The organism is Pseudomonas cremoricolorata, from assembly GCF_000759535.1.
Classification (GTDB): domain Bacteria; phylum Pseudomonadota; class Gammaproteobacteria; order Pseudomonadales; family Pseudomonadaceae; genus Aquipseudomonas; species Aquipseudomonas cremoricolorata_A.
In genome coordinates this window covers 1,558,417-1,574,682 of record NZ_CP009455.1, presented here as the reverse complement: position 1 = coordinate 1,574,682, position 16,266 = coordinate 1,558,417, and the positions used below count along the sequence as shown (strand labels likewise).

Here is a 16,266-nt window from a genome sequence, read left to right as displayed (position 1 = left end):
CCTGACCCGCGCCCCGCGCGGCGGTCAGGCACCCGAACAGCATCCTGCCCGATACCCGAATCGGGCGAGCCACGTCCGCGCCTAAGGCCACGTCGTGGCTTGCCCCTGCCGGTTCCAGGCCGGTTGGAGGCAAGCCATGCAGCATTCCATCGTTCATTCGCTCAGCCATGCAGCCCGTGCATCAGCGCTGTATGCCTGCATTCTGCAATCTGCCAAAGCAAACGATCTGATCCTTTCCCGTCGATGTTGACGCGGCGGCGCCTGCGCGCTGCCCATGTTTTCATTTATCAAAACGTCTTCAACTATCACACACGCTTATATCTGGGCGAGTGCAGACTTCTATTACTTATTCATTACTGCAAGGACTATATCCATGGAACTTCCGAGTAGAAAGTTCGTTGCCCGCTCGATCTCGGCTCTGGGTAGCGATCCAAGCAACGCCGAACTTCACCTCATCACAACTTCTCAGCGACATCCCGGCTCGGTTCGTCCCATCGACCCCGTCCGGCGAGGTGCCGCCTCCTGCGGCAGGAGCATTTGCCATGACCGTCAAAGACCGCAACACCAACCAAAAATTGTCCATGCGCGCCGCCCGTGAGGCGCGTAATGGACTGCAAGTCACGTTCGCCAACCTCGATACCGCTGAGCACGGCCTGACCGAACGCGAGGCCGGCAAACGGCTGGAGCGCGACGGACGCAATGAGGTTTCCCACGATAAGCCACCCTCTGCATCCCTACAGTTTCTCAAGGCACTGAACAACCCCTTCATCTATATCCTGCTGATCCTTGCCGCCATCAGCTTCATCACTGACTACTGGCTGCCGGTCAGAGCCGACGACCTCGAAGAGGCCGACCTGACCAAGGTCATCATCATCATGACCATGGTCAACCTCAGCGGGCTGCTGCGGTTCTGGCAGGAATACCGCTCGAACAAGGCTGCCGAAGCCCTCAAGGCCATGGTGCGCAGCACCGCCAGCGTGCTGCGTCGGGAAAAACAGGGTGAAGCGCCACGCCTGCGCGAAGTGGCGATGGGCGAACTGGTCGCCGGCGACATCGTGCAGCTTTCGGCTGGGGACATGATCCCCGCCGATGTGCGCCTGATCGAATCGCGTGATCTGTTCATCAGCCAGGCGGTACTCACTGGTGAAGCGCTACCGGTGGAAAAGTACGACACCTTGGGCGACGTCGCGCAAAAATGTGCGGCTGACAGCGCTGAACTCTCCCAGGACCTGCTCGACCTGCCCAACACCTGCTTCATGGGCACCAACGTGGTCAGCGGCAGGGCCCGCGCGGTGGTGGTGGCGACCGGCTCGCGCACCTATTTTGGCTCGTTGGCCAAGTCGATATCCGGCAGCCGTAGCCAGACCGCCTTCGACCGTGGCGTGAACAGCGTCAGCGCCTTGCTGATTCGCTTCATGCTGGTCATGGTACCGGTGGTGTTCATGATCAATGGGCTGGTCAAGGGTGACTGGGGTGATGCCTTTCTCTTCGCACTCGCGGTGGCCGTTGGCCTGACCCCGGAAATGCTGCCGATGATCGTCAGTGCCAACCTGGCCAAAAGCGCGGTGGCCATGGCCAAGCAGAAGGTGGTGGTCAAGCGCCTGAATGCCATCCAGAACCTGGGCTCGATGAACGTGCTGTGCACCGACAAGACCGGCACCCTGACCGAAGACCGCATCGTGCTCGCCGACCACGTCGACCTCGATGGGCAGCGCGCCCCTCACCTGCTCGAACTGGCCTGGCTCAACAGCCATCATCAAAGCGGCGTGCGCAACCTGATGGACCAGGCGATCATCACGTGCGCCACCAACACCGTGGACTTCCATCCCCCCTATGCCTACGCCAAGGTCGATGAACTGCCGTTCGACTTTGTCCGTCGCAGGCTCTCGGTGGTCCTCGACAACGGCAATGGCCAGCACCTGGTGGTGAGCAAGGGCGCGGTGGAGGAAATGCTCGCAGTCGCCACGCACGTGGAGTACGCCGGTGGCGCCCTACCCCTGGATGAAGACCGTCGCCAGGCGCTGCTGGCGCAGGCGAGCGCCTACAACGAACGAGGCCTGCGTGTGCTGCTGCTCGCCACGCGCATCGTCAATGGCACGCGATGCAAACGCCAGTACGCGGTTGAAGATGAGCGCGAGCTGGTCATCCGCGGTCTGTTGACCTTCCTCGATCCGCCCAAGGCCTCTGCCAGCCAGGCGCTCGCCGCGTTGCGCGAGCAGGGCGTGACAGTGAAGGTGCTGACCGGCGACAACCCACAGGTCGCCAGCACCATCTGCCGGCAAGTGGGCCTGGAGCCCGGCCAACCGATCCTGGGCCACGATATCGACTCGCTGGGTGAGGCCGAGCTCAAGCAGGTGGTCGAACAACGCACGCTGTTCGCCAAGCTCACGCCGCTGCAAAAATCCCGAGTGGTCAAGGCACTGCAGAACAACGGCCACACCGTGGGCTTTCTCGGCGACGGCATCAACGATGCGCCGGCGCTGCGCGACGCCGACGTGGGCATTTCAGTGGACAGCGGCACCGATATCGCCAAGGAATCGGCCGACATCATCCTGCTCGAAAAAGACTTGCTGGTGCTCGAGCAGGGTGTGCTGAAAGGCCGGGAGACCTTCGGCAACATCATGAAGTACCTGTGCATGACGGCCAGTTCCAATTTCGGCAATGTCTTCTCGGTGCTGGTGGCAAGCGCCTTCATCCCCTTCATGCCGATGCTGGCGCTGCACCTGCTGCTGCAGAACCTGATGTATGACTTCTCTCAGCTGTCGTTGCCGTGGGACAAGCTGGACAAGGAGTTCCTCAGCCAGCCACGCAGGTGGGATTCGAGCAACATCGGGCGTTTCATGCTGTGGATCGGACCGACCTCGTCGATCTTCGACATCACCACCTTCGCCCTGATGTGGTTCGTGTTCGCGGCCAACAGCGTGGAAATGCAGGCGCTGTTCCAGTCCGGCTGGTTCATCGAGGGTCTGTTGTCGCAAACCCTGGTGGTGCACATGTTGCGCACGCGCAAAGTGCCGTTCTTCCAGAGCACTGCAGCCTGGCCGGTAATCCTCGCCACCGGTGTGGTGATGTGCCTGGGCATCTACATTCCCTTCTCGCCACTGGGTGCGATGGTCGGTCTGGTGCCGCTGCCGTGGGAATACTTCCCTTGGCTGGTAGCAACGCTGCTCGGTTACTGCCTGGTCGCTCAAGGCATGAAGACCCTGTACATCCGCCGCTTCGGCCAGTGGTTCTGAGCCGCGCTCACTGAACGTCGAACTGGGGCGGTGCTTGCCGCCCTGGTCACAGTGAGTCATTCAAAGCGGCAAAACCTCGTCGCACTTTCCTTCAGCTCGCTCGTCACCGCCCGCTATGCTTGCCCTGCCGCAGGAAGCGGCGTCCTGTTCATGACAATGGAGTGCTCATGGCCCTAGCTCTCGTCCACAGCCGCGCCCAGATCGGCGTGCAGGCGCCGGCAGTCAGCGTCGAAACCCACCTGGCCAACGGCCTACCCACTCTCACCCTGGTCGGCTTGCCTGAGACCACCGTCAAGGAAAGCAAGGATCGCGTACGCAGCGCCATCGTCAATTCCGGGCTCGACTACCCGGCACGCCGCATCACGCAGAGCCTGGCACCTGCCGACCTGCCCAAGGACGGTGGCCGCTACGACCTGGCGATTGCCTTGGGCATCCTCGCAGCCAGTGGCCAGGTTCCAGCCGCAGCGCTCAGTGAGTTCGAGTGCCTGGGCGAACTGGCGCTGTCAGGCGCCTTGCGTGCCGTGCAGGGGGTACTGCCGGCCGCGCTGGCCGCGCGCAAGGCAGGGCGGGCGCTGGTGGTGCCGCGGGAAAACGCCGAAGAGGCCTGTCTGGCCAGTGGCCTGGCAGTGTATGCAGTCGGGCACCTGCTGGAGCTGGTGGGACATCTCACCGGGCAGTCACCCCTTGCGCCGTACGCTGCCAATGGCCTGCTGCTCAACCCGCAACCGTATCCGGACCTCAGCGATGTCCAGGGCCAGATCGCCGCCAAGCGTGCATTGATGATCGCCGCTGCCGGTGCACACAACCTGTTGTTCACTGGCCCGCCAGGCACTGGCAAAACCCTGCTCGCCAGCCGCTTGCCCGGCCTGCTGCCGGCCCTCGATGAGCACGAGGCGCTGGAAGTGGCGGCGATCCGTTCGGTCAGTGGCCACGGTCCTCTCGACAGCTGGCCGCAACGCCCATTCCGTCACCCGCATCATTCAGCTTCCGGTCCGGCCCTGGTGGGTGGTGGCAGTCGACCGCAGCCAGGGGAGATCACCCTGGCGCACCATGGCGTGCTGTTTCTCGATGAGCTGCCGGAGTTCGAGCGGCGGGTGCTCGAAGTGCTGCGTGAGCCGTTGGAATCCGGCGAGATCGTCATCGCCCGGGCGCGCGATCGCGTTCGCTTCCCAGCTCGCTTCCAACTGGTCGCGGCGATGAACCCGTGCCCCTGTGGCTACCTGGGTGATCCATCGGCGCAATGCCGCTGCAGCAGCGAGCAGATCCAGCGCTATCGCAACAAACTGTCCGGGCCGTTGCTCGACCGAATTGACCTGCACCTGACTGTCGCCCGCGAAAGCACCACCCTGAGCAATGCGCCAAGCGGTGAAGCCAGCGCCTGCATTGCCCAAGTGGTCGCCAGCGCACGTGAGTTGCAACAGCGTCGCCAGGGCTGTGCCAACGCCTTTCTCGACATGCAGGGTCTGCATGCTCACTGCTCGCTGAATACCGCCGATCAGGCTTGGCTGGAAAACGCCTGCGAACGTCTCAATCTGTCGCTGCGCGCTGCCCATCGCCTGCTCAAAGTCGCACGCACGTTGGCTGATTTGGACGGCGCAGGCGCTATTGCCAAGTCGCATCTGGCCGAGGCCCTGCAGTATCGACCGGTAGGGTGACGACCCCAGAAAAGACAAAACCCCTACCTGCCTGCGCAGATAGGGGTTTTGCGAAATGAATCTTGACGATGACCTACTCTCACATGGGGAAACCCCACACTACCATCGGCGATGCATCGTTTCACTGCTGAGTTCGGGATGGGATCAGGTGGTTCCAATGCTCTATGGTCGTCAAGAAATTCTGTGTGCCGACCCGTCCTGAGGACGTTTCAGCGAATCTCTGTAGTTCCTACTTAAAGACAAAACCCCTACCTGCTCGCGCAGATAGGGGTTTTGCGAAATGAATCTTGACGATGACCTACTCTCACATGGGGAAACCCCACACTACCATCGGCGATGCATCGTTTCACTGCTGAGTTCGGGATGGGATCAGGTGGTTCCAATGCTCTATGGTCGTCAAGAAATTCGGTAGCCGGTGCGTTCTGAGAACGTGCCAGCGCATTCGGATATGTGATGTTTGTGAGCTGCGAATTTTCGGTTTCAGCGTCTTCACCACCACAATCTGCGTTGCAGATTGCTTGGGTGTTATATGGTCAAGCCTCACGGGCAATTAGTATGGGTTAGCTCAACGCCTCACAGCGCTTACACACCCCACCTATCAACGTCGTAGTCTTCGACGGCCCTTCAGGGGATTCAAGATCCCAGTGAGATCTCATCTTGAGGCAAGTTTCCCGCTTAGATGCTTTCAGCGGTTATCTCTTCCGAACATAGCTACCCGGCAATGCCACTGGCGTGACAACCGGAACACCAGAGGTTCGTCCACTCCGGTCCTCTCGTACTAGGAGCAGCCCCTCTCAAATCTCAAACGTCCACGGCAGATAGGGACCGAACTGTCTCACGACGTTCTAAACCCAGCTCGCGTACCACTTTAAATGGCGAACAGCCATACCCTTGGGACCGGCTTCAGCCCCAGGATGTGATGAGCCGACATCGAGGTGCCAAACACCGCCGTCGATATGAACTCTTGGGCGGTATCAGCCTGTTATCCCCGGAGTACCTTTTATCCGTTGAGCGATGGCCCTTCCATACAGAACCACCGGATCACTAAGACCTACTTTCGTACCTGCTCGACGTGTGGGTCTCGCAGTCAAGCGCGCTTTTGCCTTTATACTCTACGACCGATTTCCGACCGGTCTGAGCGCACCTTCGTACTCCTCCGTTACTCTTTGGGAGGAGACCGCCCCAGTCAAACTACCCACCATACACTGTCCTCGATCCGGATGACGGACCTGAGTTAGAACCTCAAAGTTGCCAGGGTGGTATTTCAAGGATGGCTCCATGAGAACTGGCGTCCCCACTTCAAAGCCTCCCACCTATCCTACACAAGCAAATTCAAAGTCCAGTGCAAAGCTATAGTAAAGGTTCACGGGGTCTTTCCGTCTAGCCGCGGATACACTGCATCTTCACAGCGATTTCAATTTCACTGAGTCTCGGGTGGAGACAGCGCCGCCATCGTTACGCCATTCGTGCAGGTCGGAACTTACCCGACAAGGAATTTCGCTACCTTAGGACCGTTATAGTTACGGCCGCCGTTTACCGGGGCTTCGATCAAGAGCTTCGCTTGCGCTAACCCCATCAATTAACCTTCCGGCACCGGGCAGGCGTCACACCCTATACGTCCACTTTCGTGTTTGCAGAGTGCTGTGTTTTTAATAAACAGTCGCAGCGGCCTGGTATCTTCGACCGGCATGAGCTTACGGAGCAAGTCCTTCACCCTCACCGGCGCACCTTCTCCCGAAGTTACGGTGCCATTTTGCCTAGTTCCTTCACCCGAGTTCTCTCAAGCGCCTTGGTATTCTCTACCCAACCACCTGTGTCGGTTTGGGGTACGGTTCCCGATTGTCTGAAGCTTAGGAGCTTTTCTTGGAAGCATGGCATCAACCACTTCGTCGCCTAAAGGCAACTCGTCATCAGCTCTCGGCCTTGAGATCCCGGATTTGCCTAAGATCTCAGCCTACCACCTTAAACTTGGACAACCAACGCCAAGCTGGCCTAGCCTTCTCCGTCCCTCCATCGCAACAATCGGAAGTACAGGAATATTAACCTGTTTTCCATCGACTACGCTTTTCAGCCTCGCCTTAGGGACCGACTAACCCTGCGTCGATTAACGTTGCGCAGGAAACCTTGGTCTTTCGGCGTGCGAGTTTTTCACTCGCATTGTCGTTACTCATGTCAGCATTCGCACTTCTGATACCTCCAGCAAGCTTCTCAACTCACCTTCACAGGCTTACAGAACGCTCCTCTACCGCATCACCAGAGGTGATACCCGTAGCTTCGGTGCATGGTTTGAGCCCCGTTACATCTTCCGCGCAGGCCGACTCGACTAGTGAGCTATTACGCTTTCTTTAAAGGATGGCTGCTTCTAAGCCAACCTCCTAGCTGTCTAAGCCTTCCCACATCGTTTCCCACTTAACCATGACTTTGGGACCTTAGCTGACGGTCTGGGTTGTTTCCCTTTTCACGACGGACGTTAGCACCCGCCGTGTGTCTCCCATGCTCGGCACTTGTAGGTATTCGGAGTTTGCATCGGTTTGGTAAGTCGGGATGACCCCCTAGCCGAAACAGTGCTCTACCCCCTACAGTGATACATGAGGCGCTACCTAAATAGCTTTCGAGGAGAACCAGCTATCTCCGAGCTTGATTAGCCTTTCACTCCGATCCACAGGTCATCCGCTAACTTTTCAACGGTAGTCGGTTCGGTCCTCCAGTCAGTGTTACCTAACCTTCAACCTGCCCATGGATAGATCGCCCGGTTTCGGGTCTATACCCAGCGACTAAACGCCCTATTAAGACTCGCTTTCGCTACGCCTCCCCTATTCGGTTAAGCTCGCCACTGAATATAAGTCGCTGACCCATTATACAAAAGGTACGCAGTCACCTAACAAAGTAGGCTCCCACTGCTTGTACGCATACGGTTTCAGGTTCTATTTCACTCCCCTCTCCGGGGTTCTTTTCGCCTTTCCCTCACGGTACTGGTTCACTATCGGTCAGTCAGTAGTATTTAGCCTTGGAGGATGGTCCCCCCATATTCAGACAAAGTTTCTCGTGCTCCGTCCTACTCGATTTCACCGCCAAGAGATTTTCGTGTACGGGGCTATCACCCACTATGGCCGCACTTTCCAGAGCGTTCCACTAATCTCAAACCGGCTTAAGGGCTGGTCCCCGTTCGCTCGCCACTACTAAGGGAATCTCGGTTGATTTCTATTCCTCAGGGTACTTAGATGTTTCAGTTCCCCTGGTTCGCTTCTTGCACCTATGTATTCAGTACAAGATACCTAGGTTATCCTAGGTGGGTTCCCCCATTCAGAGATCTCTGGATCACAGTCTGTTTGCCGACTCCCCAAAGCTTTTCGCAGGCTACCACGTCTTTCATCGCCTCTGACTGCCAAGGCATCCACCGTATGCGCTTCTTCACTTGACCATATAACCCCAAGCAATCTGGTTATACTGTGAAGACGACATTCGCCGAAAATTCGCGTGCTCAAGGAGCACTCACAAATTTTACCTTAGCCTGATCCACCAGCAGTGAAACTGGTGTTCAGTCTATTTCTATCACATATCCGAATTTTTAAAGAACGATCTGACAAAAGTCAGAAATCAACATTCACTTCACTCGCTACCCGAGTGGAATGTTCATTTCTGTATTCTGAACAGTGCGACGATCAAGCGTACACTTCAGCAAAAGGTGGTGGAGCCAAGCGGGATCGAACCGCTGACCTCCTGCGTGCAAGGCAGGCGCTCTCCCAGCTGAGCTATGGCCCCGTATCTCTAGGCTGCACCATGAAATGGTAGGTCTGGGCAGATTTGAACTGCCGACCTCACCCTTATCAGGGGTGCGCTCTAACCAACTGAGCTACAGACCTATAACAGGGTCGCGTTACAGCATCGTCTTCGTACAAAGAATCAAGCAATTCGTGTGGGAGCTCATCAGCAGGCTGATGTCTTCGATTAAGGAGGTGATCCAGCCGCAGGTTCCCCTACGGCTACCTTGTTACGACTTCACCCCAGTCATGAATCACACCGTGGTAACCGTCCCCCCGAAGGTTAGACTAGCTACTTCTGGTGCAACCCACTCCCATGGTGTGACGGGCGGTGTGTACAAGGCCCGGGAACGTATTCACCGCGACATTCTGATTCGCGATTACTAGCGATTCCGACTTCACGCAGTCGAGTTGCAGACTGCGATCCGGACTACGATCGGTTTTGTGAGATTAGCTCCACCTCGCGGCTTGGCAACCCTCTGTACCGACCATTGTAGCACGTGTGTAGCCCAGGCCGTAAGGGCCATGATGACTTGACGTCATCCCCACCTTCCTCCGGTTTGTCACCGGCAGTCTCCTTAGAGTGCCCACCATAACGTGCTGGTAACTAAGGACAAGGGTTGCGCTCGTTACGGGACTTAACCCAACATCTCACGACACGAGCTGACGACAGCCATGCAGCACCTGTGTCAGAGTTCCCGAAGGCACCCATCCATCTCTGGAAAGTTCTCTGCATGTCAAGGCCTGGTAAGGTTCTTCGCGTTGCTTCGAATTAAACCACATGCTCCACCGCTTGTGCGGGCCCCCGTCAATTCATTTGAGTTTTAACCTTGCGGCCGTACTCCCCAGGCGGTCAACTTAATGCGTTAGCTGCGCCACTAAAATCTCAAGGATTCCAACGGCTAGTTGACATCGTTTACGGCGTGGACTACCAGGGTATCTAATCCTGTTTGCTCCCCACGCTTTCGCACCTCAGTGTCAGTATCAGTCCAGGTGGTCGCCTTCGCCACTGGTGTTCCTTCCTATATCTACGCATTTCACCGCTACACAGGAAATTCCACCACCCTCTACCATACTCTAGCTTGCCAGTTTTGGATGCAGTTCCCAGGTTGAGCCCGGGGCTTTCACATCCAACTTAACAAACCACCTACGCGCGCTTTACGCCCAGTAATTCCGATTAACGCTTGCACCCTCTGTATTACCGCGGCTGCTGGCACAGAGTTAGCCGGTGCTTATTCTGTCGGTAACGTCAAAACAACCAGGTATTCGCTGATTGCCCTTCCTCCCAACTTAAAGTGCTTTACAATCCGAAGACCTTCTTCACACACGCGGCATGGCTGGATCAGGCTTTCGCCCATTGTCCAATATTCCCCACTGCTGCCTCCCGTAGGAGTCTGGACCGTGTCTCAGTTCCAGTGTGACTGATCATCCTCTCAGACCAGTTACGGATCGTCGCCTTGGTGAGCCATTACCTCACCAACAAGCTAATCCGACCTAGGCTCATCTGATAGCGCAAGGCCCGAAGGTCCCCTGCTTTCTCCCGTAGGACGTATGCGGTATTAGCGTCCCTTTCGAGACGTTGTCCCCCACTACCAGGCAGATTCCTAGGCATTACTCACCCGTCCGCCGCTGAATCGAAGAGCAAGCTCTTCTCATCCGCTCGACTTGCATGTGTTAGGCCTGCCGCCAGCGTTCAATCTGAGCCATGATCAAACTCTTCAGTTCAATACTGCTTGGGTTTTTAAGAAACCCTAAACTTGGCTCAGCAATCTCAAATGACTATGTGATTTCTCGCATGGCCACTTGTGATGCTGATAATCTATGCGACGATCAGTCCGTACTCACAAGCACCCACACGAATTGCTTGATTCAATTTGTTAAAGAGCGTTTGGTTAAGAGCCTTTCGTCTCAACCGAGGCGCGCATTCTACGCTTTCCTCTAAGTCTGTCAAGCGTTTATTTCGAAGTATTTTGCGAGAATCTCGTTCAACTTCAAACACTTGGCTCGCTGCGATCACTCGTAGCGGGAGGCGAATCATACAGCGTTAAACACCGCTGTCAACCACCTTTTTCACCGCTGCCGATCAGCAGACCGAAGCACCTCCAGCACTGCCAGAACATCTAACTCGTTGAAACTCAAGGAGTTTTCCGTTCCGTTTGCCCCGGAAGTGGTGCGCAGTATAAAGAGATTCCGAGAGGGGTCAAGCACTTATTTCAAATAGACGAGTTTCAGCGCCTGAACGCATCTTCTCTATAGACGCACTACGATCAGATCACCCCCGCAGCCTTCAACTGCTGCAGGTCGGCATCCTCCAGACCAAGCACCTGGCCCAGTACCTGCGCCGTGTGCTCACCCAACTGCGGCGGCGCCATCCGGTACTCCACAGGCGTCTCAGATAGCCGTATCGGGCTCGCCACCTGCGGCACTTCACCCGCCAGTGCATGGGGCATGCTCAACGCCAGACCCCGGGCCAGCACCTGCGGGTCAGCGAACACTTGGCTCAAATCATTGATCGGGCCACACGGCACCCCGGCCTTCTCCAAGGTCTCGACCCACTGCGCAGTAGTCCTGAACACCGTCGCCTGGCGAATCAACGGGATCAACACACCACGATTAGCCACCCGCATCGCATTGCTGGCAAAGCGGTCGTCATCGGCCCACTCAGGATGGCCCGCCACTTCAGCGAACTTGCGGAACTGGCTGTCGTTACCGACGGTGAGGATGAAGTCGCCATCAGCTGTCGGAAAATCCTGATACGGCACGATATTCGGATGGGCATTGCCGAGCCGTTGCGGCGGGTTTCCGGTGGTCAGGTAGTTCATTGCCTGGTTGGCCAGGCACGCTACCTGGACATCGAGCAGTGCCATATCGATATGCTGACCGGCACCGGTCTGCTCGCGATGCGCCAGTGCAGCGAGGATCGCGGTGGTGGCATACAGGCCGGTAAGGATGTCGGTCAGCGCCACGCCCACTTTTACCGGGCCCGCTCCGTCCTCACCGGCCGCACGCCCAGTCAGACTCATCAACCCGCCAAGGCCCTGGATCATGAAATCGTAACCAGCCCGACGCGCGTATGGGCCGGTTTGCCCAAAGCCTGTGATCGAGCAATAGATGAGTCGGGGATTCACCGCCTTCAGGCGCTCGTAGTCCAGGCCATAGGCGGCCAGCCCACCCACCTTGAAGTTCTCGATGACAATGTCGGAACGGGCCGCCAGCTCGCGGATCAGTTGCTGGCCCCGTGGCAAAGTGAAGTCAATGGTCAGCGAGCGCTTGTTGCGATTGGCCGCCAGGTAGTAGGCCGCCTCTCCGGTGCTGCGGCCCTGCCCATCGGCAAGAAATGGCGGGCCCCATGAACGCGTATCGTCGCCCTTGCCCGGGCGCTCGACCTTGATGACGTCGGCACCGAGGTCCGCCAGGATCTGCCCGGACCATGGCCCGGCCAATACCCGCGAGAGGTCCAGTACTCGCACATGTGACAACGCGCCCATGACCTTCCCCTCTATTAATAGAACGCCTGGATGCCGGTCTGCGCGCGCCCGAGGATCAGCGCATGAATGTCATGGGTGCCTTCATAGGTGTTCACCACCTCGAGGTTGACCAGATGACGGGCCACGCCAAACTCATCGGAAATGCCGTTACCGCCCAGCATGTCGCGGGCCAGCCGGGCGATGTCCAGCGCCTTGCCGCAGGAATTGCGCTTCATCAGTGAGGTGATTTCGACCGCAGCAGTGCCCTCATCTTTCATCCGACCCAAGCGCAGGCAGCCTTGCAAGGCGAGGGTGATTTCGGTCTGCATGTCGGCCAGCTTTTTCTGGATCAGTTGATTGGCTGCCAACGGACGGCCGAACTGCTGGCGGTCCAGGGTGTATTGCCGTGCGGTGTGCCAGCACGCTTCGGCGGCGCCCAGGGCACCCCAAGAGATGCCATAGCGGGCTGAGTTGAGGCAGGTGAACGGCCCTTTCAGGCCGCGCACCTCAGGGAAGAGGTTGTCGTCGGGAACGAAGACGTTGTCCATGACGATCTCGCCGGTGATCGAGGCGCGCAGACCCACCTTGCCGTGGATGGCAGGAGCGCTCAGACCCTCCCAGCCTTTTTCCAGAATGAAGCCGCGAATGTCGCCAGCATCGTCCTTGGCCCAGACCACGAACACATCGGCAATCGGGCTGTTGGTGATCCACATCTTCGCGCCGCTCAGGCGGTAACCGCCCTCGACCTTGCGCGCCCGGGTGATCATCGCACCGGGGTCGGAGCCATGATTGGGCTCGGTCAGGCCGAAGCAGCCGATCCACTCACCGCTGGCCAACCTGGGCAAGTACTTCTGCTTTTGCGCTTCGGTGCCGAACTCGTTGATCGGCACCATCACCAGGGAGGACTGCACGCTCATCATCGAGCGGTAGCCCGAATCGATACGCTCGACCTCGCGGGCGATCAGGCCATAGCAGACGTAGTTCAGACCGCTGCCGCCGTAGGCTTCGGGGATGGTTGCCCCGAGCAAACCGATTTCTCCCATCTCACGGAAGATCGCCACATCGGTCTTCTCATGCCGAAACGCCTCGATGACCCGCGGCGCCAGCTTGTCCTGGGCGAACTGGAAAGCGCTGTCACGCACCATGCGTTCTTCTTCCGAGAGCTGCTGGTCGAGCAGCAGGGGGTCGATCCAGTTGAACTGCGCTTTACCGGCCATGGGATTCCTCGAGCGGTCAGACGAAAGTGTGTGTGTAACTGATCCTAGGCCGGAATCTGCGCGCGGACAAACGAGGATTACGCACGCTTGAGTGACACTTTCTCACTCCAGAAAGGCAAACTCTGCCACTACATCGGCATCCGAAGTGAGGACCACGTACATGCGCCGCACCATCCCCAGCACCACTGCGCTGATCTGTTTCGAAGCGGCCGCGCGCCATGAAAGCTTTACCAAGGCAGCCCAGGAACTGTCCCTCACTCAGGGTGCGGTATGTCGACAGATCGCAGGGCTCGAAGCCTTCCTCAATGTCGAACTGTTCCGCCGCTCGCAACGTGGCGTGAAGCTCAGTGAAGCCGGACTGTCCTACAGCCGCCAGGTGGCGGCACAGCTCGATGCGGTCGAACGCGATACCTTGTCGGTCATGGGCCAGCAGGGGGCCAACGTGGTCGAGCTGGCGGTCGTACCCACCTTCGGCACGCAGTGGTTGCTGCCACGCCTGAAAGGCTTCCAGCAGCAACACCCGGACATCACGGTCAACCTGACCAACCGCACACGACCTTTCCTGTTTGCCGATACCCCGTTCGATGCTGCCATCTATTTCGGCGATGGCGACTGGTCAGGCACGCACTGCCACCGGCTGATGCGGGAAAACCCGCTACCGGTCTGCAGTCCGGCATTGCTCAAGGGCCGCAGCACCCTGCCTGCCGAGGAAATCGCCGAGCTGCCCCTGTTGCAACAGACCACTCGGCCCTACGCCTGGCGTCAGTGGTTCGACTCGTGCGGCATGAGCGTCAGCAAAGACATGGCCGGCCCGCGCTATGAGTTGTTCTCGATGCTGGCCCAAGCCGCCATTCACCAAATGGGGGTGGCCCTGATACCGGCGTTCCTGATCCAGCGAGAGTTGCAGGAAGGTCGTTTGGTAGTCGCTCACAGACATGTCCTGAGCAGCGACAAGGCCTACTATCTAGCCATTCCCGAACGCAAGATCGAGTCGGCATCACTGCGCGCTTTCAAAGACTGGTTAATCGTCAATGCCAGAGAGTACGTGGCCTGCAGCCGAGAGGTCGCTGCGCCGTAACTGGGTAGTAGGGAAATGAAAAACCTACAGATATAAGCTTATGTCGCTTATAAGCAATCTGTAATGGCGCTCGTCAAACCCATGCCAGAAGGACGCATTGCGATAAATATTGGAAAAAGAGCCGTTATCCGCTGAAATTTCTGGCTATATGGAAATTTTCAGCATCTTTAGCCAAGCCCGCGAGGCAGATGGCTTGGATCAGGACGAATGTGACAGATAGTCACGGTCTGACTTGTAGCTTTTAGATCGTATCACTTCAAAATCGATTGCTGCGCTTCCGAGCGCTCTGCACAATGCCTCGCCCGCCCCGGAATGCGCGGGCTCAAGGTTATGGACGCCCCAGCCACACCACTCGAAGTGGGCTGGTTTCTTACAAGATTCAAGGTCGCCGCAGGAGATAGGTCGTGCATATTGGTGTTCCTCTCGAGACGCAGCCGGGTGAGACGCGCGTCGCCGCCACGCCGGAAACCCTCAAAAAGCTGATAGCCCAAGGGCATCAGGTGACCGTTCAACGCGGTGCCGGGCTCAACGCCAGCATTCAGGACAGTGCCTACGAAGCCATTGGCGCTTCACTGGGGACTGCCGCTGATGCCTTCGGTGCGCAGTTGGTGCTCAAAGTGGTCGCGCCAAGCGACCAGGAACTGGCGCTGATCAACCGCGGCACCTTGTTGGTAGGCATGCTCAACCCCTTCAACAGCGAGCTGATCGGCAAGATGGCCGAGCACGGCATCACCGCGTTCGCCCTCGAAGCGGCGCCGCGCACCTCGCGCGCGCAAAGCCTGGACGTGCTGTCGTCGCAGGCCAACATCGCCGGCTACAAAGCTGTGATGCTCGCCGCTCACCACTACCCGCGCTTCATGCCGATGCTGATGACCGCCGCAGGCACGGTCAAGGCCGCCCGCGTGCTGATTCTCGGCGCTGGCGTGGCAGGTCTGCAGGCCATCGCCACAGCCAAGCGTCTGGGCGCAGTGATCGAGGCGTCCGATGTACGCCCTGCGGTAAAGGAGCAAATCGAATCATTGGGGGCCAAGTTCCTCGATGTTCCCTACGAAACCGATGAAGAACGCGACTGCGCCCAGGGTGTTGGCGGCTATGCCCGGCCGATGCCCGCCAGCTGGATGCAGCGCCAGGCGCAGGCGGTGCACGAGCGCGCCAAGCAGGCCGATATCGTCATCACCACTGCGCTGATTCCGGGGCGCAAGGCACCGACCCTGCTCAGCGCAGAAACCGTGGCGCAGATGAAACCCGGCTCGGTGGTGATCGACCTCGCTGCGGCCCAGGGCGGCAACTGCCCGCTGACTGTGGCTGATGAGGTGATCAATGCCAACGGGGTGACCATCGTCGGCCCGACCAACCTGCCTGCCCAGGTTGCCGCGGATGCTTCGGCGTTGTATGCCCGCAACCTGCTGGACTTCATGAAGCTGCTGTTCGACAAGGACGGCGCGCTGGTGATCAACCTCGAAGACGACATCGTCGCGGCCTGCCTGATGTGCCGCGACGGGCAAGTCGTCCGCAAGAACGGCTAAGGAGCAAAGCAATGGAAGACATGCTGATTTCCCACGGCATCTACAACCTGATCATCTTCGTGCTGGCGATCTATGTCGGCTACCACGTGGTGTGGAACGTCACTCCGGCGCTGCACACCCCGCTGATGGCCGTGACCAACGCCATCTCGGCAATCGTCATCGTCGGCGCCATGCTCGCCGCAGCCCTGACCGTGACCCCAGCGGGCAAGATCATGGGCACCTTGGCCGTGGCACTGGCAGCGGTCAACGTGTTCGGTGGCTTCCTGGTTACCCGGCGGATGCTGGAAATGTTCAAGAAGAAAGTCAAAACCGAGGGGCAGAAGTAA

At 58.3% G+C, this 16,266-nt stretch carries 7 protein-coding genes, 2 tRNA genes and 4 rRNA genes; 5 read left to right on the top strand and 8 right to left on the bottom strand.

Going from position 1 to position 16,266, the window contains the following annotated elements; translation table 11 throughout:
* The first annotated feature begins 542 nt into the window (after window positions 1–542).
* Window positions 543–3,236: a magnesium-translocating P-type ATPase gene (gene mgtA, locus LK03_RS06725; protein ID WP_038411617.1), complete on the top strand. Its 2,694-nt coding sequence runs from the start codon at window positions 543–545 to the stop codon at window positions 3,234–3,236.
* A 167-nt stretch (window positions 3,237–3,403) separates the two neighbouring features.
* A complete protein-coding gene (locus tag LK03_RS06720; RefSeq protein ID WP_038411616.1) occupies window positions 3,404–4,891 on the top strand; it encodes a YifB family Mg chelatase-like AAA ATPase in 1,488 nt (495 codons plus the stop codon).
* A 60-nt stretch (window positions 4,892–4,951) separates the two neighbouring features.
* Here LK03_RS06720 and rrf (LK03_RS06715) read toward each other — a convergent pair.
* From rrf (LK03_RS06715) to LK03_RS06680, 8 genes are all read right to left on the bottom strand, one after another.
* Window positions 4,952–5,067 (bottom strand): 5S ribosomal RNA (rrf, locus tag LK03_RS06715).
* Window positions 5,068–5,176: 109 nt separating this feature from the next.
* Window positions 5,177–5,292: ribosomal RNA gene (gene rrf / locus LK03_RS06710) — 5S ribosomal RNA — on the bottom strand.
* Window positions 5,293–5,420: 128 nt separating this feature from the next.
* A 23S ribosomal RNA gene (locus LK03_RS06705) occupies window positions 5,421–8,312 on the bottom strand.
* A 265-nt stretch (window positions 8,313–8,577) separates the two neighbouring features.
* Window positions 8,578–8,653 (bottom strand) — tRNA-Ala (locus LK03_RS06700).
* Window positions 8,654–8,677: 24 nt separating this feature from the next.
* A tRNA-Ile gene (locus LK03_RS06695) sits at window positions 8,678–8,754 on the bottom strand.
* A gap of 86 nt (window positions 8,755–8,840) precedes the next feature.
* Window positions 8,841–10,377 (bottom strand): 16S ribosomal RNA (locus LK03_RS06690).
* The 16S, 23S and 5S rRNA genes sit together here with 2 tRNA genes alongside, the layout of an rRNA operon.
* Window positions 10,378–10,919: 542 nt before the next feature.
* Window positions 10,920–12,140, bottom strand: a complete 1,221-nt coding sequence (locus tag LK03_RS06685) for a CaiB/BaiF CoA transferase family protein (protein ID WP_038411615.1) — start codon at window positions 12,138–12,140, stop codon at window positions 10,920–10,922.
* Window positions 12,141–12,154: 14 nt separating this feature from the next.
* Window positions 12,155–13,336, bottom strand: a complete 1,182-nt coding sequence (locus LK03_RS06680) for an acyl-CoA dehydrogenase (RefSeq protein WP_038411614.1) — start codon at window positions 13,334–13,336, stop codon at window positions 12,155–12,157.
* 160 nt (window positions 13,337–13,496) lie between these two features.
* On the opposite strand from LK03_RS06680, the gene LK03_RS06675 reads away from it, so the two are divergent.
* The 3 genes from LK03_RS06675 (at window position 13,497) to LK03_RS06665 (ending at window position 16,266) form a co-directional block, all read left to right on the top strand.
* Window positions 13,497–14,414 (top strand): LysR family transcriptional regulator, encoded by a 918-nt coding sequence (locus LK03_RS06675; RefSeq protein WP_038411613.1) that lies wholly within the window; start codon window positions 13,497–13,499, stop codon window positions 14,412–14,414.
* Window positions 14,415–14,818: 404 nt separating this feature from the next.
* Window positions 14,819–15,940, top strand: a complete 1,122-nt coding sequence (locus LK03_RS06670; RefSeq protein ID WP_038411612.1) for a Re/Si-specific NAD(P)(+) transhydrogenase subunit alpha — start codon at window positions 14,819–14,821, stop codon at window positions 15,938–15,940.
* Between the two features lie 11 nt (window positions 15,941–15,951).
* The gene (locus tag LK03_RS06665) at window positions 15,952–16,266 is read left to right on the top strand and encodes an NAD(P) transhydrogenase subunit alpha (RefSeq protein WP_028695776.1); all 315 of its coding nucleotides are present in this window, start codon (window positions 15,952–15,954) and stop codon (window positions 16,264–16,266) included.